Source organism: Methylotenera versatilis 7 (assembly GCF_000799165.1).
Taxonomy (GTDB): domain Bacteria; phylum Pseudomonadota; class Gammaproteobacteria; order Burkholderiales; family Methylophilaceae; genus Methylotenera_A; species Methylotenera_A versatilis_A.
On sequence record NZ_JUGF01000001.1, the window covers coordinates 867893 to 889774 of the forward strand.

Consider the following 21882-nt stretch of genomic DNA (forward strand, 5'->3'; position numbering starts at 1 on the left):
ATTGTTTTAGTTCAATTAGCTATTATTTGTTAATCTGGCTTAATTTAAAGCCCGCTTTTTTAAATGCGTTAATTAAGCCTGTTTCACCCGCCAGATGTGATGCGCCGACCGCCACAAATACTGGTTTTTCACTTGCGGCTTGAATACTGCGCTCGGCCATCACTACATTGCGCTCATCTAATAATTTAGTACGCATCTTTGTCCAGATAGATTTAGGCAACATGCCGCTTGTGATTTTTTCATCCAAGGCGCTAATTCTGTCGGAATCACCATCTAAATAAGCCGTCATCAAACGCTCAAAGTCGGCTTCTTTTTGCGCCTGTGTGCGCTTTAACACAGCGCGCAACATGATTAGTTGCTCTTCACGACTAAAGTCATCCATCACACCAAAATGCGCTGTGCTGGTTTCCAAACCTTCAATATCCTTGGATAAATCTTCCGATTTTGCCATCAGCAAATTATCCTGCGCAAAAGGCGTTTGCGGCTTGGGCAGATCAAATATTACCGCCAGTAACCACGGCTTCATACGCAGCACAACTTCAAAATGCATCACATGAAAATCTGCCAGTTCACGCACTTGGTCAAGCTCTAGTTCTGTCAGCATTTCACGCAAAGTGGCGCCTTGCATCAATAACAGACTTTGGTCTTTATTATCCTGCTTGGTTTCCATGATAAAAGCATCCACGCTATTCAGCGCTTCAATCACATTGGGTGAAAAATCAGTGATGCGATTATCATCGGTATGCATGGTGCCAAATAGATAGCTGACAATGCCAGTGGGCGACTCCATCTTCCAAAACAAGCCTTTTTCGGTTGCCTGCACCATCACAGATGCACATAACAGGAAACTGAAAAGGATTGCTCTAGTGAATGATCGATCGCTGAACATGCGAAAAAACTAAAATCTATTTAACCCGTGCAGGCCTTGCTGCATTTTTCATATTATTAAAAGACTTAGGCAAGCTGCCATATTTCTTAGCAGGTGCAGGCTTGTTCGATTTAAACACACTACCATCAGATTGACGAATAGCGCCCATCACCGCAGGTTGAAATGCTGGCACTAAATGCTTTTTGCTATTGCCAATTAAATCCTCACGGCCCATTTTTTTCAAAGCTTCGCGCAAAATCGGCCAGTTGGCTGGGTCGTGGTAACGAATAAATGCTTTGTGCAGTTTGCGTACCCCTGCCGCTTTAGGGATAGGCACATCATCGGAATCGGCCGTCACTTTGCGTAACGGATTTTTGCCGCTGTGGTACATCGCTGTTGCCATCGCCATTGGCGTGGGCGTAAAGTTTTGCACTTGGTCTAAACGGAAGTCGTATTTTTTTAACCAAAGCGCAAGGTTAAGCATATCTTCATCCGTGGTGCCTGGATGCGCCGCAATAAAATACGGAATTAAATACTGCTTTTTACCCGCTTCGGCACTGAATTTCTCAAACATGGCTTTAAACTCATCATACGCACCCATGCCCGGTTTCATCATCTTGCTGAGAACGTTTTCTTCACTGTGTTCTGGCGCGATTTTTAAATAGCCGCCAACGTGATGCTGCACCAGTTCTTTAACATATTCTGGCGATTTAACCGCCAAATCGTAGCGCAAGCCACTGCTGACTAAAATCTTTTTAACGCCTTTAATGGCACGCGCTTTGCGATATAGCTGAATCAACGCGCTATGGTCTGTATTCAGGTTCTCACAGATACCTGGATAAACACAGCTTAATTTTCGGCATGATTGTTCAATTTTTTCAGACTTACACGCAATGCGATACATATTCGCAGTCGGGCCACCAAGATCGGAAATCACTCCTGTAAAACCATCGACTTTGTCACGAATTTCCTCTACTTCTTTCAAAATAGATTCTTCACTACGACTTTGAATAATACGGCCTTCATGCTCAGTAATACTGCAAAACGTACAGCCGCCAAAACAGCCACGCATGATATTGACTGAAAAACGAATCATCTCCCATGCGGGGATTTTGGCGTTTTTGTAGATTGGATGTGGCGCACGCGCATACGGCATATCGTAGACGTAATCCATTTCCTTGGTGGTGAGCGGAATTGGCGGCGGATTTAGCCATACTTCCCTATCACCATGTTTTTGTACCAACGCCCGCGCATTACCCGGATTAGCCTCTAAATGCAGTACACGCGAGGCATGCGCATACAAAATTGGATCTTTTGAAACTTCTTCGTAATCGGGCAAACGAACTACTTGTTTGCTTCTATCCGCTTTTGGCTTACGCACGATTTCAATTGCTTTGGTACCTTCGGGCAAATCCAGTTTTGGCTTACTCTCATCAGTCGCACAACTGGCGTCCGCTTTGCCCATCTTCATTTCATATGGGTCAACTGGCTTATCAATAGCGCCAGGGCGATCCAGTTTGGTACTTTCAATCTCATCCCAACCTTCAGGAATTTGCTTGCGTAAAAAAGCCGTACCGCGAATATCTTGAATATCCGCGACTTTTTCGCCTTTAGCGATGCGATGGCTCAATTCGACCAATGCTCTTTCTGCATTGCCATACAACAAAATATCAGCTTTAGAATCCACCAAAATACTGCGGCGTACTTTATCCGACCAATAGTCATAATGCGCAATACGGCGCAAACTGGCTTCGATACTGCCCACTACAAGCGGCACATTGGAATAGGCTTCGCGACAACGCTGACTGTAAACCAGAACGGCTCTGTCAGGACGTTTATTAGGTGCGGCATCTGGCGTATAGGCATCATCGCTGCGGATTTTTCTATCAGCGGTATAGCGATTGACCATGCTATCCATATTGCCGGCAGTAATACCAAAATATAGATTAGGCTTACCTAACGCTTTAAATGCACTGGCGTTTTGCCAATCGGGCTGCGCGATAATCCCCACACGAAAACCCTGCGCTTCTAGCAAACGACCGACTAAAGCCATGCCAAAACTGGGGTGATCGATATAAGCATCGCCTGTCACTAAAATAATGTCACAGCTATCCCAACCTAACGCATCCATCTCCGCCCGCGTCATTGGCAACATTTTGGCCGTGCCAAAACGCTTCGCCCAATATGGTCGATAGGTATGAATCGGTTTCGCTAGATTATTGGTGTAGACTTCCATGATAGGCTAAGTAATAGGCCAGACAAATATTAAGCGCGCATTTTACGCTCTAATTGCTTGATTAAAAAGCTAATATTTGTATGATTAATGTAATTTATTGAATGTTTGGCTAATCCATGCAAGTTATAACATTATCTATCCATGAAAAATAAAACCATGAAAACAATTTATTCAATCACAGGTATGACTTGTGGCGGTTGCGTTAACCGCGTTAAAGCGACATTAACACCATTTGCAGAATCTGTTGAAGTAACGCTTGACCCACCACAGGCAACGCTAAAAAGCCCAACAGCAGATTTAGCCACACTAAATGCAACCTTAGAAAAAGCAGGTCATTATGCGCTTCACACAATCGAACAACATAGCTCTACATCAACCCCGGTATCAGAAAACTTAGCCAATAAAAACTTAGAGAAAATCAACTGGTTTAGTACTTACAAACCATTAATACTGGTGTTTACCTATATTCTACTGGTGACTTTAACAGTTGAATACGCACATGGTGAATTTGATCTGCATCGTTTTATGCCCAACTTTATGGCTGGCTTTTTTATAGTCTTTTCATTTTTCAAACTGCTTGATTTATCAGGTTTTGCCAGTAGTTATGCCATGTACGATTTGCTGGCCAAACGCGTATTCAGCTATGGTTTTATTTACCCCTTTATTGAGCTTGGGCTTGGCATTGCCTATTTAATCAACACAAACCCATTATTAATCAATGCAATCACTTTAGTTGTCATGGTTTTTTCTAGCCTGGGTGTCATTAAAGCAGTCATGAACAAACAAAAAATCCGTTGCGCTTGCTTAGGTACGGGCTTTAATCTACCCATGACCACTGTCACCATTATTGAAGATTTATTAATGGCAGCAATGGCGGCCTGGATGTTAATTTGAGCATATTCGTTAATTAGGACTTGCTTAAATTGAGTATCGGCTATTATCAACTTCCGACAGGGAAAGTCGCTGCAATTGAAAACGACTGCCCTTTTCCGCCGTTAAGCCAAGCCTTAACTGAACCTAATGGCTTAATCGCTATTGGTGGTGATTTATCCGCCGCGCGCCTGTTAACTGCATATAGCCAAGGCATATTCCCTTGGTTTAATGCGGGCGAACCTGTGATGTGGTGGAGCCCAAACCCACGCATGGTTTTATTTCCAAATGAATTAAAAATTTCTAGCTCACTTAAAAAAACGCTTAAAAAAGACCTATTTGAAATACGTTTTAATACCGCGTTTCGTGAAGTAATCACCGCTTGCAGCGATATTAAACGGAATCATGAAGTCAGTAACCAGTCACACACATGGATAAGCCAAGATATGATTAATGCTTACTGTGATTTACACAACATTGGCCATGCTATTTGCATGGAAAGCTGGCTCAATAATCAGCTGGTTGGCGGCTGTTATGGCGTATTAATCAACAAGATGTTTTATGGCGAAAGCATGTTTCATACACAAACCGATGCTTCAAAAATTGCTTTTGTTCACATGGTTAATCATTTAAAAAATCAAGGCATCGGCATGATTGATTGTCAAATGAAAACGCCGCTTTTAACCAGCTTTGGTGGGCGCGAAATCGACCGTCAAGAATTCATGCAAAATTTGACCAAGCTGGTAAACTTTTAACATGAGTTTGCCCAATGAACAACCGCTACACAAGCTACAGTTTTACGTCACCACGCCGTATAAATGCGGCTACTTACCAAATAAACTCGCACAAAGTTTAATCGCCTCTCCGCAACATTTAATCGATGCCAATATCTACAACGGATTAATCAGCCAAGGTTTCCGGCGTAGCGGGAAATTTGCCTATAGACCGCATTGCGAGAACTGCCGTGCCTGCATTGCGGTGAGATTAGTATTAAGCACGTTTGCACCAACACGCGGACAAAAACGCGCCAGTAAACAACATACCGATTTAACTGCGCAAGTAATGCCCCTGCACTACAACCAAGAACATTTTGAGCTATACAGCAGCTATCAATCACTACGTCATCACGATGAAAACGCGATCGAAGCAAAAGATGATGATGAAGAGCAATATCGCCAATTTTTATGCCAAAGTAATGTGGAATCTTTAATGATTGAATTTAGAAACGCCGACAATCAAATCAAAATCGTCAGTGTCATTGATGTGGTAAAAGATGGCGTTTCAGCGGTTTATACGTTTTATGATGCGCTTGAAACTAAAGCCAGCTATGGAACATACGCGATTATGTGGTTAGCCGAGTGGACAAAAAGCTTAGATTTGCCCTATTTATACTTGGGCTACTGGATACAAGACAGCCCCAAAATGGCATATAAGCAAAAATTCAATCCTCAAGAAAAGCTTATTGATGGTGAATGGCAGTGAGATAACAAAAGCTATTGCCGGAATAATGCTGCAAAGCCCCGCATGTTACAATCGCGTTTTTGATTTTTAGCACTTACTTAGAACTTCGGAGAGACCTTCGGCATTGAAAAAACTCGTTATATTTGGTGTGGGCCTGATTGGCGGCTCGGTTGCATTGGCTTTGAAGCAAGCACGATTTACTTCGCATATTGTTGGCGTTGGGCGCACAAAATCCAGCTTAGATGAGGCATTAACATTAGGCGTGATTGATAGTGCAGAAACCGATATTGCCAAGGCTTTAGACGGCGCTGATTTAATATTAATTGCTGCACCGGTCGCACAGACAACTGCCATTCTACAAAGCATCAAACCGCATTTAAACAAACAAACCGTCATTACCGATGCAGGTAGCACCAAAGGCGATGTACTGGCAGCAGCGCATACTGTGTTGGGCGCACAGTTCAATCGGTTTGTCGGCGGCCACCCAATTGCAGGCGCAGAAAAATCTGGCGTTTCGGCAGCAAAAGTTGATTTATTTATCGGTAAAAACGTCGTATTAACACCAACCACAGAAACAAATATGGACGCCATTGCCAGCGTTACACAGCTTTGGCAGGCATGTGGTGCAATTGTAAGTGAGATGCCCGCTGAAAATCACGATGGCATTTTTGCCGCAGTGAGCCATTTACCGCATTTATTGGCATTTGCGTTGGTTGATGATATTGCTGCACGACCAAATGCTGCACAACTATTCAGTTTCGCTGCCAGCGGTTTCAGAGACTTCACGCGTATTGCAGGTAGCCATCCTGAAATGTGGCGTGATATCAGTTTAGCCAATAGAGCAGCGCTGCTTAACGAGTTAAGTGCTTACCAATTGGAATTAAATCAATTAAAACAATTGATTGAAAATGAAGATGGCGCTGGACTACAAGCCTTATTTGAACGCGCGAGTGTAGCTAGAAACAATTGGGCAAATAGCAAAACAAGATAAAGAAAACCGTTTATGGAACAATTACACTTAGCTGCTGCCAACCACGCCAAAGGCCAAATTAGACTACCCGGCTCTAAAAGCATTTCCAATCGCACATTATTATTAGCAGCATTGTCCAATGGCATCACTGAAATTCACGATCTATTAGCCTCTGACGATACCAGCCGCATGCTGGAAGCTTTAGAAAAACTCGGTGTAAAAATTGAAAATCTCGGCGGAAACACTTGGCGCGTCACAGGTTGCAATGGAAACTTACCGAATAAAAATACAGCGTTATTTTTAGGCAATGCAGGCACCGCTTTTCGCCCACTCACTGCTGCACTTGCCCTATCTGGCGGACATTACAACCTAAGCGGCGTGCCGCGTATGCACGAAAGGCCGATTGGTGATTTGGTTAATGCGCTGCGCCAGGCAGGCGCTATTATTGATTACACTGGAAATGATGGCTTTCCACCTTTTAACATTTCGCCAGCCACTTTCAATTTAAATGAACCGATTCAAATTCGCGGCGATGTTTCCAGTCAATTTTTAACAGCGCTTTTAATGGCGCTACCATTAACCAAACAGCAAGCCACTATTGAAGTAGTAGGCGAGTTAATTTCCAAGCCCTATATTGAAATCACACTGAACTTAATGGCTAAATTTGGCGTAAAAGTTCAGCGTAAAGGCTGGGAAAGCTTTACGATTGCAACCAATAGCGCCTATACCTCTCCCAAAACAATCCATGTTGAAGGCGACGCCTCAAGTGCCTCATACTTCCTGGCTGCTGGCGCAATTGGCGGCGATGTTCGAGTAGATGGTTTAGGCAAAAGCAGCATTCAAGGTGATGTACGTTTTGCTGAGGCAGTTGAACTCATGGGCGGCAATATTAGCTATGGTGAAAATCATATTCAATCCAAAAAAACCCATCAAATCAAAGAAATTGATTTGGATTGCAACCATATTCCCGACGCTGCAATGACTTTGGCAGTGATGGCTTTATTTGCAGATGGCACAACTACTCTTAGAAACATCGCCAGCTGGCGTGTGAAAGAAACTGATCGGCTCACAGCAATGGCGACCGAGTTACGCAAAGTGGGCGCAATTGTGGAAGAAGGCGCAGATTACTTAACCATTACACCACCCGAAAAATTGACACCGAATGCGGTTATTGATACTTATGATGACCACCGCATGGCGATGTGCTTTTCTTTGGTGAGTTTAGGTGGCGTGCCGATTACCATTAATGATCCTAAATGTGTGAATAAAACATTTCCGGATTACTTTGAAGAATTTAAAAAACTGGTCAGCTTATAGTGTTAAGCATTCAAAACTTAACACTATTTTTAACTAAATTAATGCATATGCAACCAGCCCAATTTCACGGTTTTGGCATATTTTTCGGGGTTGGTTTGCTCGAATTTTTTCCACGCTTTTTCGTGAAAGTAGAAAACAACCGTATTGCAGGCAGGTTCGATAATTGCCAACAAACCACCGACCATTGCGCTACCCGTTAACAAATATCCTACGGTGAATGCAACGGTAAAGTGTAAAATTGCGAATGAAATTGTTTTAGCCATGCTGAACTCCTTAAATGAATGAAACCATTATTGTTCCATTAAGAAATTTAATCCAATTGATTGTCAAAATACCATTGATAAGTTTTACTTATGCATAACACCCTCACCCCCGTTATTACCATTGATGGTCCTTCTGCCAGCGGAAAAGGCACTATTGCCGAGCGTGTAGCAGAAAAACTCGGCTTTCATTATCTGGATTCCGGTGCGTTATATAGAATCGTCGCATTTGCTGCCAAAAGAAATAATATCGCATGGAATCAAGCAGATACACTGGGTGAATTGGCAAAAAAACTCCATATACAATTTACCAAAGGTGAGATTTATTTGGATGGGGAGCGCATTACCGAAGCAGTTAGAAGTGAAGAAATGAGTCGCGGCGCATCAGAAGTCGCCATTCACCCACCCGTTCGTGATGCGTTATTGGGCTTACAGCGCAGTTTTCGCCAGGAACCTGGCTTGGTTGGAGATGGTCGCGATATGGGCTCTGTGATTTTTACAGATGCACCGTTGAAAATATTTTTAACGGCCGATGTAGAAACACGGGCAGAACGTCGCTACAAGCAACTCATCAACAAAGGCTTAACGGCTGACTATTCGCAAATTTTAGCGGATCTGCAAAGTCGTGATTATCGCGACAGCCAGCGCAGTGCTGCGCCGCTTATTCAAACAGCCGATGCGCTATTGCTGGACACCACGCATCGCAACATTGAACAAGCGGTAGCGTTCGTTTTAAATGCTTATCAGAAGCACCAGTAAAAAATCTTAAAAAACACCTAACAATCGCCATTAAAAAAGCATTAAGTCATTGAACTCATGCTATTTTTTGTGTAAGATGTCCGATTCGTGTTAAGTTTAAAACAATTAGTTTAATTTAACGTTTAATAACTGCCCCACTGCTAGGTGGGAACGCTTACGGTAATTTTCAAATTTGAAAAATGGCTTTAAGTAATTTTTTAGGTAACTCTTTTAATGGCTTCTACTTCTAACACTCCATCATCGATGGAATCTTTCGCCGCGCTTTTTGAAGAAAGCTTGGCACGTCAGGAAATGCGTTCTGGTGAAGTAATCACCGCCGAGGTTGTATCAATTGATAGTGACCACGTAATTGTTAACGCTGGCTTAAAATCTGAAAGCGTAATTGACGCTGCGGAATTCAAAAATGCTCAAGGCGAGCTTGAAGTGGCCGTTGGCGACTTTGTAAAAGTATGTATCGAAAAGCTGGAAGATGGCTTTGGTTCAACTCAACTTTCTCGCGAAAAAGCGAAGAAAATGGAAGCTTGGCTTGATCTAGAAGATGCTATGAACGAAGGCCGCGTAGTTAAAGGTTTCGTATCTAGCCGTGTTAAAGGCGGTTTACGCGTTTCTGTTAATGGCATCATGGCTTTCTTGCCAGGTTCATTAGTGGATATTCGTCCAGTTAAAGACACCACTCCTTTTGAAAATAAAGAGTGGGATTTCAAAGTAATTAAACTTGACCGCAAACGTAACAATATCGTGGTTTCTCGCCGTGCGGTAATGGAAGTCAGCATGGGTGCAGACCGTGAAGCGTTGATGAGTACATTGCAAGAAGGCGCAATCATCAAAGGTATTGTTAAAAACATCACTGATTACGGTGCATTCGTTGATTTAGGCGGCATTGATGGCTTGCTGCATATTACTGACTTAGCATGGCGTCGCGTTAAGCACCCATCAGAAGTGCTAACAGTTGGTGAAGAAGTCGAAGCAAAAATCTTGAAATTCGATCAAGAGAAAAACCGTGTTTCATTAGGTATCAAACAATTAGGTGACGACCCATGGGTTGCATTGACTCGTCGTTACCCAGTCAGCACACGCTTGTTCGGTAAAGTTTCTAACATTACTGACTATGGCGCATTCGTTGAAGTAGAGCCAGGTATCGAAGGTTTGGTACACGTTTCAGAAATGGACTGGACTAACAAAAATATCCACCCAGGCAAAATCGCACAATTAGGCGACGAAGTTGAAGTGATGATTCTTGAGATCGATGAGGATCGTCGTCGTTTATCTTTAGGTATGAAACAGTGTAAAGCCAACCCTTGGGATGATTTCTCTGCTACTCACGCAAAAGGTGACAAAGTATCTGGTCAAATCAAATCAATCACTGACTTCGGCGTATTTATCGGCCTAGCTGGTGGCATTGATGGCCTGGTGCATTTGTCTGACCTGTCATGGACACAAACTGGCGAAGAAGCGATTCGTAACTTCAAAAAAGGTGACGAGTTAAGCGCAGTTATTTTAGCGATTGATGTTGAAAAAGAGCGTATCTCTCTAGGTGTTAAGCAACTGACTGAAGATCCATCAGGCGCTACACCTTCATCTACCAGCGAAGATAAAGCAGCTAAGCCAAAAGCTAAAGCAAAAACCAAAGCTGAAGATAGCAGTACTAAAGCTGAAGATGACGCGGCAGCAGCTGGTACAACTAACCTTGGCGCTTTATTAAAAGCAAAAATGGATAGCAAGAAATAAGTTAATTAGTAATAACCAAGCTAGTTTGATGTTAATCGATATTAATTTAAACATATTAAGCTAAACAACAATAAGCTAAATTAAAGGCAACCATAAGCCATGACAAAATCAGAATTAATTAATTTATTAGCAGAGCGTTTTCCACAACTTGTTGTGAAAGACGCTGAGTTATCAGTTAAAGCAATTTTAGACGCAATGACTGATAACTTATCAACTGGTGAGCGTATCGAAATCAGGGGATTTGGTAGTTTTAGTTTGAATTACCGCCCCCCACGTTTAGGTCGCAATCCAAAAACTGGCAGTAAGGTTCAAGTACCTGCAAAACATGTACCACACTTTAAAGCCGGTAAAGAGTTACGCGATCGCGTTGATTCTGCGACTTAAAATTAGCGATTACTATCAGTTATATTAAAAACGGCGCAAAATTTGCGCCGTTTTTTTATTTGCAATCTCTGTTCAGCATTTAGCTTTTTAAATAACTCACTACAATCAATTAGTCATAAAGCTTAAGCTTGGGTAAAATACCCTCTATATAATTGATTCAAGATTGATGATGATAGAATTTGAATATTGGTGGCTGTTAGTTTTACCGCTGTTTTTTACTTTAGGCTGGATTGCCGCGCGTGTCGATATTCGGCAGCTACTCTCAGAATCCACTACCCTCCCCGCCGCTTACTTTAAAGGCTTAAATTTTTTAATCAGCGATCAGCATGATAAAGCCGTGGAAGCTTTTTCTGAAGCCGTGGAAGCTAATACTGACTCTTTAGAGCTACATTTTGCATTAGGTAGTTTGTTTAGGCGCACAGGCGAAACAGACCGCGCCATCAATCTACATGTCAATTTGCTTGATAAAAAAGAATTAACCGAGCCACAAAAAAACGCAGTAAAAGCTGAACTCGCACAAGACTATTTAAAAGCAGGTTTATTTGACCGCGCTGAAGAATTATATAAAGACTTGGAAGATCAACGTTATCGCCAGCCAGCACTACGGGCCTTATTAGAGATTTACGTGCGCGAGCGTGAATGGGCGCAAGCCATTACTACCGCAACTGAACTGGAACGTTTATCTGGCGTACCTTTTAGAAAAGAAATTGCACAATACTATTGTGAAATTGCCATGAATTTCATCATTGCGCAAAATCCAGATGCCGCACAAAAACAATTAGCATTAGCCTTGGATGCCAATAAAAAATGTATTCGTGCCAATGTGTTGCTGGGAGATATTGCAGCTAGCGCACAGCAACACCAAATCGCTATCTCTTATTGGAAACGCATAGAATTTCAGCAGCCAGAATACTTAGGTTTAATTGCCAGCAAAATGCTGAAAAGCTACCGGGCTTTAGACATTAACATTACTGGGGATGCTGAAAATACTGGCATTACAAATAATGGCAGCCATTTAAAAGAAGGTTTGGCACAACTCAATACGTATATTGAAGTCTACAAACTACCTTCGTTAATGTCTGTTCTATACGAAGCCACGCTGGCAGAAGAAGGCGCTGATAAAGCCGCTAAGCTTGCACGCAATGAGTTAATTCGCCAGCCCAGCTTAACTACGCTAGACCAACTGCTACAGGCGCGTGCAATGGCAGATGATATTAACAACCAAGACGTACAATTGATGCAACAAACCGTACGCAACGCAATTGGCAATCGCGCCGCTTATCATTGCAACCAATGTGGTTTCCGCGCCAAACAATATCACTGGCAATGCCCAGCTTGTAATGCTTGGGAATCATTGCCTGCCGAACCCTCTGAGACGGTACAGCGTGAAATGACCGTAAAAAAAACCAATCCGTAATTTAAACTCTAAAAGTTAAAAAAATGATCGATTCTAAAATCATTGTCGCGCTGGATTATGCCGATTCGACTAGCGCACTCAATCTAGTTAATCAATTAGACCCTGGCTTATGCAAGCTTAAGATTGGTAAAGAGTTATTTACTGCCGCTGGCCCACAATTGGTGGAAAAACTAATTGCCAAAAACTTTCAGGTTTTTCTGGATTTAAAATTTCATGACATTCCTAATACCGTGGCAAAAGCTTGTGAGGCAGCGAGCAATTTAGGTGTCTGGATGCTGAACGTGCATGCCAGTGGCGGAACTGCCATGATGCAAGCAGCGCTGGAAGGTGTAGATAAAAGCAAGCAGTCACCTTACTTAATCGCCGTTACAGTATTAACCAGCATGAGCCAAGAAAATTTAAATGAAATCGGCGTCGAAAATAGCATTGAAAATCAAGTGCTTAAACTGGCAAAACTGACCCGGCTTGCTGGCCTGCATGGTGTCGTTTGTTCTGCATTGGAAGCCAAATTATTAAAACAACAGTTGCCTTCAGACTTTTTATTGGTTACTCCCGGCATACGCCCCGCAAGTGCAAGCAAAGACGACCAAACGCGTATATTAACGCCAACGCAAGCCTTAATGGTAGGCGCAAGCTATTTGGTGATTGGTCGCCCAATTACTCAGGCCGCCAACCCTATTGATGCATTAATTGCTATCAACCAAGAAATTCAGGCATTTGCTTAATTAGTTAAATGCGGGATTGTAGCATCTGGTAGTTAATCCACTAAAACAGTACACTAGCGTTGACGACAACGCTCGTCAAAACACTTAAATTTAGGGAGAAACAAATGAAAAAAATACTAATAGCTTTACTCACTAGCCTGACACTTAGTTTTAATGCGTTTGCCGCAGTAAACTTAAATACCGCCACTCAACAGGAACTGGAAACTTTAAATGGCATTGGCCCAGTAAAAGCACAGGCGATTATTGATTATCGCAAAAAAAATGGTGGTTTTAAATCGGTTGATGAACTTGAAAAAGTAGATGGTGTTGGCGCAATTACACTGCAAAGCGTACGCAAAGACGTTGCAGTGAGCGGCAAAACAACGGTTGTAACACCTGCTGCAAAAGACACCAGTTTAACTAAAGCTGCAGAATCAAAAACAGGTGACGCAAAAGCTAAAAAAGCAAAAGCGGAATCAAAGGCAAAAAGTGATTTAACGAAAGACGCTAAGCCGGCGAAAGAAACTAGCTTAGTTAAATCTGCTGAATCAAAAACCGGTGATGTAAAAGCGACAAAAGCCAAGAAAGAATCTAAAGCTAAAGAATCCAAAGCCGACGTAGCGAAAGAGACTAAAGCAGCTAAAGATACTAGCGCTGCAAAAACGGCCGAAGCAAAAAAAGCAGATCCAGCTAAAGAGAAAAAACCTGCAAAAGCTAAAAAAGCGGATGCTGAAAAGAAAGAGTAATCTGAATCATTCTTAGATATTTAAGAAGTTCTTCATCATTAAAAAACCCGCTTGCGCGGGTTTTTTAATTTGCTGTAAATTAATCACGATGTCCATTGTGATTATGCTTATTGTGACCTTTGCCACGTTTCTTTTTATGTTTATGGTTGTGATTATTGTTGTTACTTACCTTAGGACTTGGCTCATCAATAACCTTACCAACTATCGCGCCGCCTGCGCCACCTAAGCCAGAACCCACAACCGCACCTGTTGTGCTACCACTCACTTTGCGACCTACATAAGCGCCACCAGCACCGCCGGCTGCACCTCCAATCACTGCACCGGCTTGACCTTCACCCTTGGTAGTGACAGCACCGCCCAAGCCACCACCTACTGCACCACCGATAACTTCGCCAGTGCTACCGCCAACAACACTACCAATCGCAGTGCCAGCAGCAGCGCCTAAACCACCGCCCACAGCTGTTTTAGCATTGCTATCTGCAGCCATCACTTGACCTGAGAATAACAAAGCTAATAAAAATTGAATCGAGATACCTTTCAAAACACACTCCTTTTAAGTACTACAAAGCCACTGCTTTGTCTCACACGTATATTACAAGATAAAAAATACTGATAAATCAGAAAGCGCCGACATTGCAAGTCAGCGTTTTCCTACAAACAAACGGCTGAAAACTATTTAACACGCATACCTGCTTGCGCGCCATTATCTGGGCTTAAAATATAAGGGCCGCCACGCTCATCACTGGCGGCTAGCACCATACCTTCACTCATACCAAACTTCATTTTACGTGGTGCTAAGTTTGCCACCATCACGGTGTTTCGCCCGATTAAAGTTGATGGATCATAGGCAGATTTAATGCCAGCAAATACTTGTCGCGGCTTTTCTTCGCCAATATCAAGCGTCAATTTGAGTAACTTTTCAGCGCCCTCTACATGCTCTGCATTAACGATTTTAGCGATACGCAAATCCACCTTGGTAAAATCATCTATGCTGATATATTCGGCTTCGGGTAATGCAGCGGTATTCGTCACTGATGCTTGCGCAACAGTAGGCGTTGCAGTTAAGTTCTCTTTGTTGGCTTCCGTCATGGCTTCAATCAGTTTTGGGTCAATACGCGTAATCAAGTGGTCATAAGCATTAATCGTATGTTGGTTGGCTAAAGTTGCACCAACACTACGCCAGCTTAACGGTGAAATATTAAGAAATTTTTCAATCTCAGCGGCCAAGTTTGGCAAAACTGGTTTTAGATACAAAGTCAGCAACCTAAACATTTCCAACGCATCAGAACATACTTGCTGCAAAGCAGTATCTTGTCCTTCTTGCTTCGCCATCACCCACGGCGCTTTTTCAGCAACATAACCATTGGCAACATCCGCCAAGCGCATAATTTCACGCAATGCCTTACCGTATTCGCGCTCTTCGTACGCACTGGCAATAAAACTTGCAGCTGATTGCAACTCGGCAATAACAGCATTTTGATTGGATGGCTGTAATTTACCGGCAAAACGCTTGTTAATAAAACCTGCCGTACGGCTGGCAATATTGATGTATTTACCCACCAAATCGCTATTCACGCGCGCAACAAAATCCTCTAGGTTTAAATCGATATCTTCCATCGTGCTATTTAATTTAGCTGCGTAGTAATAGCGCAAATATTCCGGATTTTTAATATGGTCTAAATAGCTGCGAGCAGTAATAAACGTACCGCGCGATTTACTCATTTTTTCGCCGTTAACGGTTAAAAAACCATGTGCGAAAATCTTGGTCGGTTTACGATGTCCGCTGTATTCAAGCGTTGCAGGCCAAAACAAAGCATGGAAATACAAAATATCTTTACCAATAAAGTGGTAAAGCTCTGTAGTGGAATCCGCTTTCCAATATTCGTCAAAATCCAGGCCTTTATCAGCGCATAACTTCTTAAAGCTCGCCATGTAGCCTATCGGCGCATCCAGCCAGACATAAAAATATTTGCCTGGCGCATCTGGGATCTCAAAGCCGAAATAAGGCGCATCGCGTGAAATATCCCAGTCGTTCAGGCCATTCTCAAACCACTCACCCATTTTATTGGCCGCTTCGCCTTGCAGCGTAGCCTTATCTGTACCCGCGCCCTGACGCGTCCACTCTTTTAAAAAGGCTTCACATTCTGAAAGCTTGAAAAAATAATGTTCAGTTTCTTTACGCACCGGCGCTGCGCCAGAGACTGCGGAGTAGGCATTAATCAGCTCGGTTGGATTATAGGTCGCCCCACACACTTCACAGTTGTCGCCATACTGGTCTTTAGCATGACATTTCGGACACTCGCCTTTAATAAAGCGGTCTGGCAGGAACATATTTTTGATGGGGTCATAAAACTGCTCAATCGTTTTTGTCGCGATCTTGCCATTGGCTTTTAGTTTGCGATAAATCGTTTGCGATAACTCTTTATTTTCAGGCGCATTGGTTGAGTAGTAATTATCGAAATCTACCAAAAACTCCGCAAAGTCTGCACCATGCTCTTTATGCACATTATCAATTAAAGCCTCAGGCGTAATGCCCTCTTTTTCAGCACGCAGCATAATCGGTGTGCCATGCGTGTCATCTGCACAAACATAATGCACCGTATGCCCCTGCATTTTTTGAAAACGCACCCAGATATCCGTTTGAATATATTCCACCAAATGCCCAAGATGAATACTGCCATTGGCATAAGGTAAAGCAGAGGTAACCAGGATTTTGCGTGCCATATAATGCTTTGAATTGAGGTAAAACGCTATTTTAGCAAATTAAGCAATGTTTCGCTTTAAGCATGCAAGCTTTAAATACAACCTTGCAGTAAAATAGGTTTTTTTAAATTAATATAGATTCATATCATGGCACTGACAGAGTTAACCATTCAAAACGCCCTAAAAACACTGATTGACCCTAATACTGGCAAAGACTTTATCACCAGCAAATCGGCCAAGAATATTCAAATTAGTGGCAACAACATTAACGTGGATATCGTATTGGGCTATCCCGCTAAAAGCGTGATGGCTGAAGTGCAAACACTAGTCACTCAGCATCTTAAAACGCTAGCTGATGGTGGCGTAGTCACAGTTAATATTGGCAGCAGAATCGTTGCGCACAAAGTACAACAAGGCGTGAATTTATTACCTAATGTTAAAAACATTATCGCTGTGGCTTCTGGCAAGGGTGGTGTAGGAAAATCCACGACTTCAGTCAATTTGGCATTGGCATTAGCTGCCGAAGGCGCAACAGTCGGTTTGCTGGATGCAGATATATACGGCCCCAGCCAACCGCAAATGCTGGGCATTAGCGGACGACCTGAAAGTATGGACGGCAAAAGCATGGAGCCCATGCTGGCACACGGCATACAAGCCATGAGTATTGGATTTTTAGTCGATACCGATACGCCGATGGTTTGGCGCGGTCCAATGGTAACAGGCGCGCTGGAGCAATTATTACGTGACACCAAATGGCGCGATTTAGATTATCTGGTGATTGATTTACCGCCAGGCACAGGTGATATTCAGCTCACTTTAGCGCAGAAAATCCCGGTTACAGGTGCGATTATCGTCACCACGCCGCAAGATATTGCCTTGTTGGATGCACGTAAAGGTTTGAAAATGTTCGAAAAAGTGAACATCCCTATTTTAGGTATCGTAGAAAACATGAGTACGCATATCTGTAGCAACTGCGGCCATGAAGAACACATTTTCGGTGCAGGTGGTGGCGCAAAAATGTGTGCAGATTACAACGTAGATTTGCTAGGCTCATTGCCTTTAGATATGAGTATCCGCGAGCAAACTGATAATGGCAACCCAACCGTCATCAATGCACCGGATTCAAAAATCGCTAATATCTATAAGGAAATTGCACGTAAAGCGGCGATCAAAATCGCCAATGCCAGTCTAGATCACAGCAGTAAATTCCCGAATATTGTGATTCAAAATACTTAAATCGCAAGATGCGTTACCAAGGAAAAATTACGACTTGGAAAGACGATCAAGGCTTTGGTTTCATTACACCGAATGGTGGTGGAAAAGATGTTTTTATTCACATAAAATCTTTTACCCAAAACAAAAAAAGACCAATAGGTAATGAGTTGGTTACTTACGAAGTGCTTACTGGTGTGAATGGTAGATTAAGCGCCCAACAAGTGCGTTACGTAGGTGAAATTAATAACAGACCTGTGACAATTGGAAAAAGTGTTTATCCAATTTACTTCACCATAATATTTCTAGCGCTAATGTGCTTAGCTGTGTATTTAAATACTTTACCCTTGTTTATATTGGCCATTTACGCCATTACTAGCTTGGTCACATTCATTTTGTATTGGACAGATAAACGCGCCGCAAAAAAGAATTTACAAAGAACTCCTGAAAAGACGCTCCAATTATTAAGTCTTCTCGGCGGTTGGCCTGGCGGACTATTTGCACAAAGAGTTTTTCGGCATAAATCCGTTAAGCAATCGTTCCAATTCACCTACTGGACAACTGTTCTTATGAATATTGCCATTTTATTTGTGATTGCTTCACCAGCTGCACGTCGATTACTAAGCAAACTGCTGGGCGTTTAATTTTATTGTCGTGTTTAAAAAATGGATTCCCGCACCCGCGGGAATAACAGGCTACTTGAGCTCTACACCAAAACTATATACATCCACACCATTCTCAGGTGCAATCAAAGTCGCAGGAATCCTCACCCCTTTGCGCCAATTATCCACCGCTTCTTGTTTACCGCTACCCGTGACTAAAAACAACACTTCATGCGTGTTATTTAAACGGTTTTGACTCATGGTCACGCGGTCAGCAGGCGGTTTTGGTGCATCAAAAACAGGTACAGCATCTGCACTGTTATCGACAACCTGATTTGGAAATAAACTGGCGGTGTGGCCATCTTCACCCAAACCTAAAATGACCAAATCAAACGCACGCACGCCATTTAAAGTTTTTGCATAGGCTTTTGCGCCCTCTACATTACCTAATTCAGTTGGAATATCATGAATCTGGTTTTGTGGAATCGCTACCAGATTTAACCAGGCATCACGCGCCATTTTGCTATTGCGCTCTACATGATCTACTGGCAAACAGCGATCATCATTGTGATAAATATGCCAGTTCGCCCAATCGGCTGATTGCTGGCTTAATAATTGATACACACTTTTAGGTGTACTCCCGCCAGCCAACACCACTAAAAAGCTGCCGCGCTTATTAATAGCCTCTTCCGCTGCTGCCAAAATGCGCTTTACAGCAGCTTGGTTAATTGCATCTTGTGAGTTAAATGTATGCCAGCGCGTGTCAGAACTTAAGCCTGTGAGTGAATTATTTTGCATTGTAACCAACCTAATTGAAACTTTAAAAATTGAAATTGAATTAAACCTAAAAAAGAAAAAAGCAGCCTAAAATCGCTCTGCTTTTTTTAAAAGTTTGATTATATTTATTCAGTCCTTCTGCATTTGAGAAGCACCCCTAAATTTGTTATAATTATACGCAACTCAATTAGATAATTCTTAAAAAAATTTTCTATATTTGATCGCACTACATCCATAAGATGAGTGCTTTTATCATCCTCATACCATAGGAAAATCGCATGAAATTAGCAATGATAGGCTTAGGCAAAATGGGCGGCAACATGGCTGCACGTTTATTACGTCATAAAATTGAAGTCGTTGGCTTCGATTTCAACAAAGAATTCGTCTCTAATCTAGTAGAAAAAGAAGGCATGATTGCAGCTGACTCAGTTGTAGATGTCGTGAACAAATTAGAAGGACAAAAAATCGTTTGGCTAATGTTGCCAGCTGGCGAAATTACCGAAAATCAAATCAATGACTTAATCCCGTTATTAAACAAAGGTGACATTATCGTCGATGGCGGTAACTCTAACTATAAACACAGCCAACGTCGCGGTGCAATGCTTGCAGAGCACGGCATTGGCTTTATTGATTGTGGTACTTCTGGCGGTGTATGGGGCTTGGATAATGGCTACTGCCTGATGTACGGCGGCGAGAAACAATATGCAGATGTATTGGCTCCTTATGCACAAGCACTAACTCACGCAGACCGCGGTTGGGCGCACGTTGGCCCAGTGGGCTCTGGCCATTTTACCAAAATGATTCACAACGGTATCGAATACGGCATGATGCAAGCATTTGCTGAAGGACTGGACTTAATCAAAGGTAAAGAAGCGTTCAACCTTGATTTGGCTCAAATCACTGAACTGTGGCGCCATGGTTCTGTTGTACGTAGCTGGTTGCTAGATCTGACTGCTGAAGCGTTAAAAGGTGATCAGTCATTAGAAGGCATCGCTCCATATGTTGCTGATTCCGGTGAAGGTCGCTGGACAGTAGTTGAGGCTGTTGAGCAAGGCGTTGCGGCGCCAGTATTGACAGTCGCATTACAGGCGCGTTTCAGAAGCCAAGATAAAGATGGTTACAGCTACAAATTATTATCTTTAATGCGTAATGCTTTTGGCGGCCACGCAGTTAAAAAGAACTAAATCAACTTAAATAAACGTCCTTATCTAAGTATCTTGAGATTATTTTCAGGATGATTTTTGGACGTTTTTTAATAAACCCATCGTCATTTCCATTTTTCGGGAATGACGCAATGGCGAAATTTTTACTTAAATTAAAATATTCAGGTTTTAGATAAGGCTTAGGAAATGACGCAAACCCTTGCAGCTAGTAACGATATTGACCCATGTACGCTTGTGCTGTTTGGCGCAAGCGGCAATTTAGCACGTGTAAAACTTTACCCTGGATTGTTTAGACTGGATTCTATTGGCCGCTTACCTGCGGACTTAAAAATCCTGGCCGTTGGTCGTCAAGAAGTGACTTTGGAAGCATGGCGTGCTGATATTAAAAGCATGTTGGATGCTAAATTCAAAAAGGGCTATGACGCAGCAGCATTTGAACGTTTCATTGCGCGTAACTATTATCATGCTAATCCACCAACTGACCCAGATGCATTTATCAAGCTTAAAAACACTTTAAGCAATGATGCAATTTTCCCGCAAAACTTAGCTTACTTTTTATCCGTACGCCCTGTAGATTTCGCACCGGTTGTGGAATCATTGGCAAAAGTTGGACTGACGCAGGAAGACAAATTCTGGCGCCGTGTGGTGTTGAAAAGCCATTTGGTACCGATTTAGCATCAGCGAAAGAGCTGCAATCTGGCCTGACTAAAAACCTAAAAGAAAGCCAAATTTACCGTATTGACCATTATTTGGGTAAATCTGCGCTACAAAATATTCTGTTACAACGCTTTACTAACACGATATTGGAACCAATTTGGAACAATCAATATATTGATCATGTGCAAATCACCAATACTGAAATGTTGGGCGTGGGCGACCGCACACAGTTTTATGATAGTACCGGTGCATTGCGCGATATGATTCAAAGTCATATTCTGCAAACCTTGGCCTTAACCGCCATGGAGTTGCCAAAAGATTTAACGCCAGACGGCGTGCGCGATGCCAAGATTAAAGTGTTAGAACAAATTCGTCCAATTCCAGTAGACGAATTAAACAAACACGCTTTCCGTGCGCAATATGCAGCGGGCAAAGTCAATGGCGAAAAAGTACCGGGCTACTTAGAGGAATTGGGTAACAAAGATAGCGTGGTAGAAACCTATGCTGCGCTTAAATTGTGTTATTGATAACCCACGCTGGAAAGGTGTGCCATTTTATATCCGCACCGCAAAACGCTTGCATGAAGCCGATACACGCATTTCTATCCGCTTTAAAAAAGCGCCGTTGCAAGTGAACGAGCAAGATCAAAACTGGCTAATTATCGGTATTCAGCCGCGTGAATGTATCAAAATGGAAATTCAAGCCAAAGTACCAGGTTTGGATATCAACACGCGAACCATTCAATTAGATGCGGCAAACCGTTTAGCAGAAGATGATACCGTTGATGCTTACGAAGCTTTGTTGCTTAACTTAATGCAAGGCGATAACTCAAATTACCTGCATATTAGTGAAGCCGAAGCGCAATGGCGTCTGGTTGATCCAGTGGTTAAGGCTTGGGCAGCGGATAAAACGCCTGTGCACCAATACCCTGCTGGCTCTAGTGACCCAGAAGCCTCAAAAGTTATTTTTGAAGCCGAAGACCAATTTTGGCGTTATAGCATTGAATTGGGCGGCGACAAACCCAACTAAAATGCACACTGATTTTTAG

20 protein-coding genes and 1 pseudogene are annotated in these 21882 nt (G+C 42.6%); 15 read left to right on the forward strand and 6 right to left on the reverse strand.

Going from position 1 to position 21882, the window contains the following annotated elements:
• Positions 1-22 precede the first annotated feature (22 nt).
• The gene (locus tag K370_RS03865) at positions 23-826 is read right to left on the reverse strand and encodes a TraB/GumN family protein (protein WP_235272677.1); all 804 of its coding nucleotides are present in this window, start codon (positions 824-826) and stop codon (positions 23-25) included.
• Between the two features lie 79 nt (positions 827-905).
• Positions 906-3104: a YgiQ family radical SAM protein gene (locus K370_RS03870; RefSeq protein WP_047538523.1), complete on the reverse strand. Its 2199-nt coding sequence runs from the start codon at positions 3102-3104 to the stop codon at positions 906-908.
• Between the two features lie 156 nt (positions 3105-3260).
• On the opposite strand from K370_RS03870, the gene K370_RS03875 reads away from it, so the two are divergent.
• The 5 genes from K370_RS03875 (at position 3261) to aroA (ending at position 7722) form a co-directional block, all read left to right on the forward strand.
• Positions 3261-3998, forward strand: coding sequence for a heavy metal translocating P-type ATPase (locus K370_RS03875; protein ID WP_047538972.1), 738 nt, complete (start codon positions 3261-3263; stop codon positions 3996-3998).
• A 29-nt stretch (positions 3999-4027) separates the two neighbouring features.
• Positions 4028-4729 (forward strand): leucyl/phenylalanyl-tRNA--protein transferase, encoded by a 702-nt coding sequence (gene aat / locus K370_RS03880; RefSeq protein ID WP_200883428.1) that lies wholly within the window; start codon positions 4028-4030, stop codon positions 4727-4729.
• Position 4730: 1 nt separating this feature from the next.
• The gene (locus tag K370_RS03885; protein ID WP_047538529.1) at positions 4731-5456 is read left to right on the forward strand and encodes an arginyltransferase; all 726 of its coding nucleotides are present in this window, start codon (positions 4731-4733) and stop codon (positions 5454-5456) included.
• Positions 5457-5559: 103 nt separating this feature from the next.
• Positions 5560-6426 (forward strand): prephenate dehydrogenase, encoded by an 867-nt coding sequence (locus K370_RS03890; RefSeq protein WP_047538532.1) that lies wholly within the window; start codon positions 5560-5562, stop codon positions 6424-6426.
• A 12-nt stretch (positions 6427-6438) separates the two neighbouring features.
• Positions 6439-7722: a 3-phosphoshikimate 1-carboxyvinyltransferase gene (aroA, locus tag K370_RS03895; protein ID WP_047538535.1), complete on the forward strand. Its 1284-nt coding sequence runs from the start codon at positions 6439-6441 to the stop codon at positions 7720-7722.
• A 38-nt stretch (positions 7723-7760) separates the two neighbouring features.
• On the opposite strand, the gene K370_RS03900 is transcribed toward aroA, so the two are convergent.
• On the reverse strand, positions 7761-7985 hold the full coding sequence (locus K370_RS03900; RefSeq protein ID WP_047538538.1) for a DUF2061 domain-containing protein: 225 nt from the start codon (positions 7983-7985) through the stop codon (positions 7761-7763).
• 90 nt (positions 7986-8075) lie between these two features.
• On the opposite strand from K370_RS03900, the gene cmk reads away from it, so the two are divergent.
• The 6 genes from cmk to K370_RS03930 all read left to right on the forward strand — a co-directional run bounded on the left by cmk (position 8076) and on the right by K370_RS03930 (position 13720).
• A complete protein-coding gene (gene cmk, locus K370_RS03905) occupies positions 8076-8741 on the forward strand; it encodes a (d)CMP kinase (protein WP_047538541.1) in 666 nt (221 codons plus the stop codon).
• Between the two features lie 213 nt (positions 8742-8954).
• Positions 8955-10469, forward strand: coding sequence for a 30S ribosomal protein S1 (gene rpsA / locus K370_RS03910; protein WP_200883430.1), 1515 nt, complete (start codon positions 8955-8957; stop codon positions 10467-10469).
• 99 nt (positions 10470-10568) lie between these two features.
• The gene (locus K370_RS03915) at positions 10569-10853 is read left to right on the forward strand and encodes an integration host factor subunit beta (protein WP_020168729.1); all 285 of its coding nucleotides are present in this window, start codon (positions 10569-10571) and stop codon (positions 10851-10853) included.
• Positions 10854-11019: 166 nt separating this feature from the next.
• Positions 11020-12270, forward strand: a complete 1251-nt coding sequence (lapB, locus tag K370_RS03920; protein WP_047538547.1) for a lipopolysaccharide assembly protein LapB — start codon at positions 11020-11022, stop codon at positions 12268-12270.
• 23 nt (positions 12271-12293) lie between these two features.
• Positions 12294-12995: an orotidine-5'-phosphate decarboxylase gene (gene pyrF, locus K370_RS03925; protein WP_047538550.1), complete on the forward strand. Its 702-nt coding sequence runs from the start codon at positions 12294-12296 to the stop codon at positions 12993-12995.
• A 104-nt stretch (positions 12996-13099) separates the two neighbouring features.
• Positions 13100-13720 carry a ComEA family DNA-binding protein gene (locus K370_RS03930; RefSeq protein ID WP_047538553.1) on the forward strand — a complete coding sequence of 207 codons (621 nt, stop codon included), beginning with the start codon at positions 13100-13102 and terminating at the stop codon, positions 13718-13720.
• Between the two features lie 79 nt (positions 13721-13799).
• Here the strand turns inward: K370_RS03930 and K370_RS03935 are convergent, their stop codons facing one another.
• Positions 13800-14261 (reverse strand): glycine zipper domain-containing protein, encoded by a 462-nt coding sequence (locus tag K370_RS03935; RefSeq protein WP_047538556.1) that lies wholly within the window; start codon positions 14259-14261, stop codon positions 13800-13802.
• 131 nt (positions 14262-14392) lie between these two features.
• Positions 14393-16444, reverse strand: coding sequence for a methionine--tRNA ligase (gene metG, locus K370_RS03940; RefSeq protein WP_047538559.1), 2052 nt, complete (start codon positions 16442-16444; stop codon positions 14393-14395).
• 126 nt (positions 16445-16570) lie between these two features.
• On the opposite strand from metG, the gene apbC reads away from it, so the two are divergent.
• Together apbC and K370_RS03950 are read left to right on the forward strand one after the other, a co-directional pair.
• Positions 16571-17659 carry an iron-sulfur cluster carrier protein ApbC gene (gene apbC / locus K370_RS03945; protein WP_047538575.1) on the forward strand — a complete coding sequence of 363 codons (1089 nt, stop codon included), beginning with the start codon at positions 16571-16573 and terminating at the stop codon, positions 17657-17659.
• Positions 17660-17667: 8 nt separating this feature from the next.
• Positions 17668-18279, forward strand: coding sequence for a DUF1294 domain-containing protein (locus K370_RS03950; protein WP_047538578.1), 612 nt, complete (start codon positions 17668-17670; stop codon positions 18277-18279).
• 51 nt (positions 18280-18330) lie between these two features.
• Here K370_RS03950 and pgl read toward each other — a convergent pair whose 3' ends face one another.
• On the reverse strand, positions 18331-19035 hold the full coding sequence (gene pgl / locus K370_RS03955) for a 6-phosphogluconolactonase (RefSeq protein WP_047538581.1): 705 nt from the start codon (positions 19033-19035) through the stop codon (positions 18331-18333).
• A gap of 257 nt (positions 19036-19292) precedes the next feature.
• On the opposite strand from pgl, the gene gnd reads away from it, so the two are divergent.
• Positions 19293-20198: a phosphogluconate dehydrogenase (NAD(+)-dependent, decarboxylating) gene (gene gnd / locus K370_RS03960; RefSeq protein WP_047538584.1), complete on the forward strand. Its 906-nt coding sequence runs from the start codon at positions 19293-19295 to the stop codon at positions 20196-20198.
• A 165-nt stretch (positions 20199-20363) separates the two neighbouring features.
• Positions 20364-21863 (forward strand): annotated as a pseudogene (gene zwf, locus K370_RS03965) (glucose-6-phosphate dehydrogenase).
• The last annotated feature ends 19 nt before the right edge of the window (positions 21864-21882 follow it).

What these genes read in the sequence shown, in the direction of transcription:
- cmk (WP_047538541.1), top strand. Translation starts at nt 8,076, where the DNA reads ATGCATAACACCCTCACCCCCGTTATTACCATTGATGGTCCTTCTGCC.
- pyrF (WP_047538550.1), top strand. Translation starts at nt 12,294, where the DNA reads ATGATCGATTCTAAAATCATTGTCGCGCTGGATTATGCCGATTCGACT.
- metG (WP_047538559.1), bottom strand. Translation starts at nt 16,444, where the DNA reads ATGGCACGCAAAATCCTGGTTACCTCTGCTTTACCTTATGCCAATGGC.
- K370_RS03900 (WP_047538538.1), bottom strand. Translation starts at nt 7,985, where the DNA reads ATGGCTAAAACAATTTCATTCGCAATTTTACACTTTACCGTTGCATTC.
- rpsA (WP_200883430.1), top strand. Translation starts at nt 8,955, where the DNA reads ATGGCTTCTACTTCTAACACTCCATCATCGATGGAATCTTTCGCCGCG.
- gnd (WP_047538584.1), top strand. Translation starts at nt 19,293, where the DNA reads ATGAAATTAGCAATGATAGGCTTAGGCAAAATGGGCGGCAACATGGCT.
- K370_RS03930 (WP_047538553.1), top strand. Translation starts at nt 13,100, where the DNA reads ATGAAAAAAATACTAATAGCTTTACTCACTAGCCTGACACTTAGTTTT.
- K370_RS03950 (WP_047538578.1), top strand. Translation starts at nt 17,668, where the DNA reads ATGCGTTACCAAGGAAAAATTACGACTTGGAAAGACGATCAAGGCTTT.
- apbC (WP_047538575.1), top strand. Translation starts at nt 16,571, where the DNA reads ATGGCACTGACAGAGTTAACCATTCAAAACGCCCTAAAAACACTGATT.
- lapB (WP_047538547.1), top strand. Translation starts at nt 11,020, where the DNA reads ATGATGATAGAATTTGAATATTGGTGGCTGTTAGTTTTACCGCTGTTT.
- K370_RS03865 (WP_235272677.1), bottom strand. Translation starts at nt 826, where the DNA reads ATGGTGCAGGCAACCGAAAAAGGCTTGTTTTGGAAGATGGAGTCGCCC.
- K370_RS03885 (WP_047538529.1), top strand. Translation starts at nt 4,731, where the DNA reads ATGAGTTTGCCCAATGAACAACCGCTACACAAGCTACAGTTTTACGTC.
- K370_RS03870 (WP_047538523.1), bottom strand. Translation starts at nt 3,104, where the DNA reads ATGGAAGTCTACACCAATAATCTAGCGAAACCGATTCATACCTATCGA.
- pgl (WP_047538581.1), bottom strand. Translation starts at nt 19,035, where the DNA reads ATGCAAAATAATTCACTCACAGGCTTAAGTTCTGACACGCGCTGGCAT.
- K370_RS03915 (WP_020168729.1), top strand. Translation starts at nt 10,569, where the DNA reads ATGACAAAATCAGAATTAATTAATTTATTAGCAGAGCGTTTTCCACAA.
- aroA (WP_047538535.1), top strand. Translation starts at nt 6,439, where the DNA reads ATGGAACAATTACACTTAGCTGCTGCCAACCACGCCAAAGGCCAAATT.
- K370_RS03875 (WP_047538972.1), top strand. Translation starts at nt 3,261, where the DNA reads ATGAAAACAATTTATTCAATCACAGGTATGACTTGTGGCGGTTGCGTT.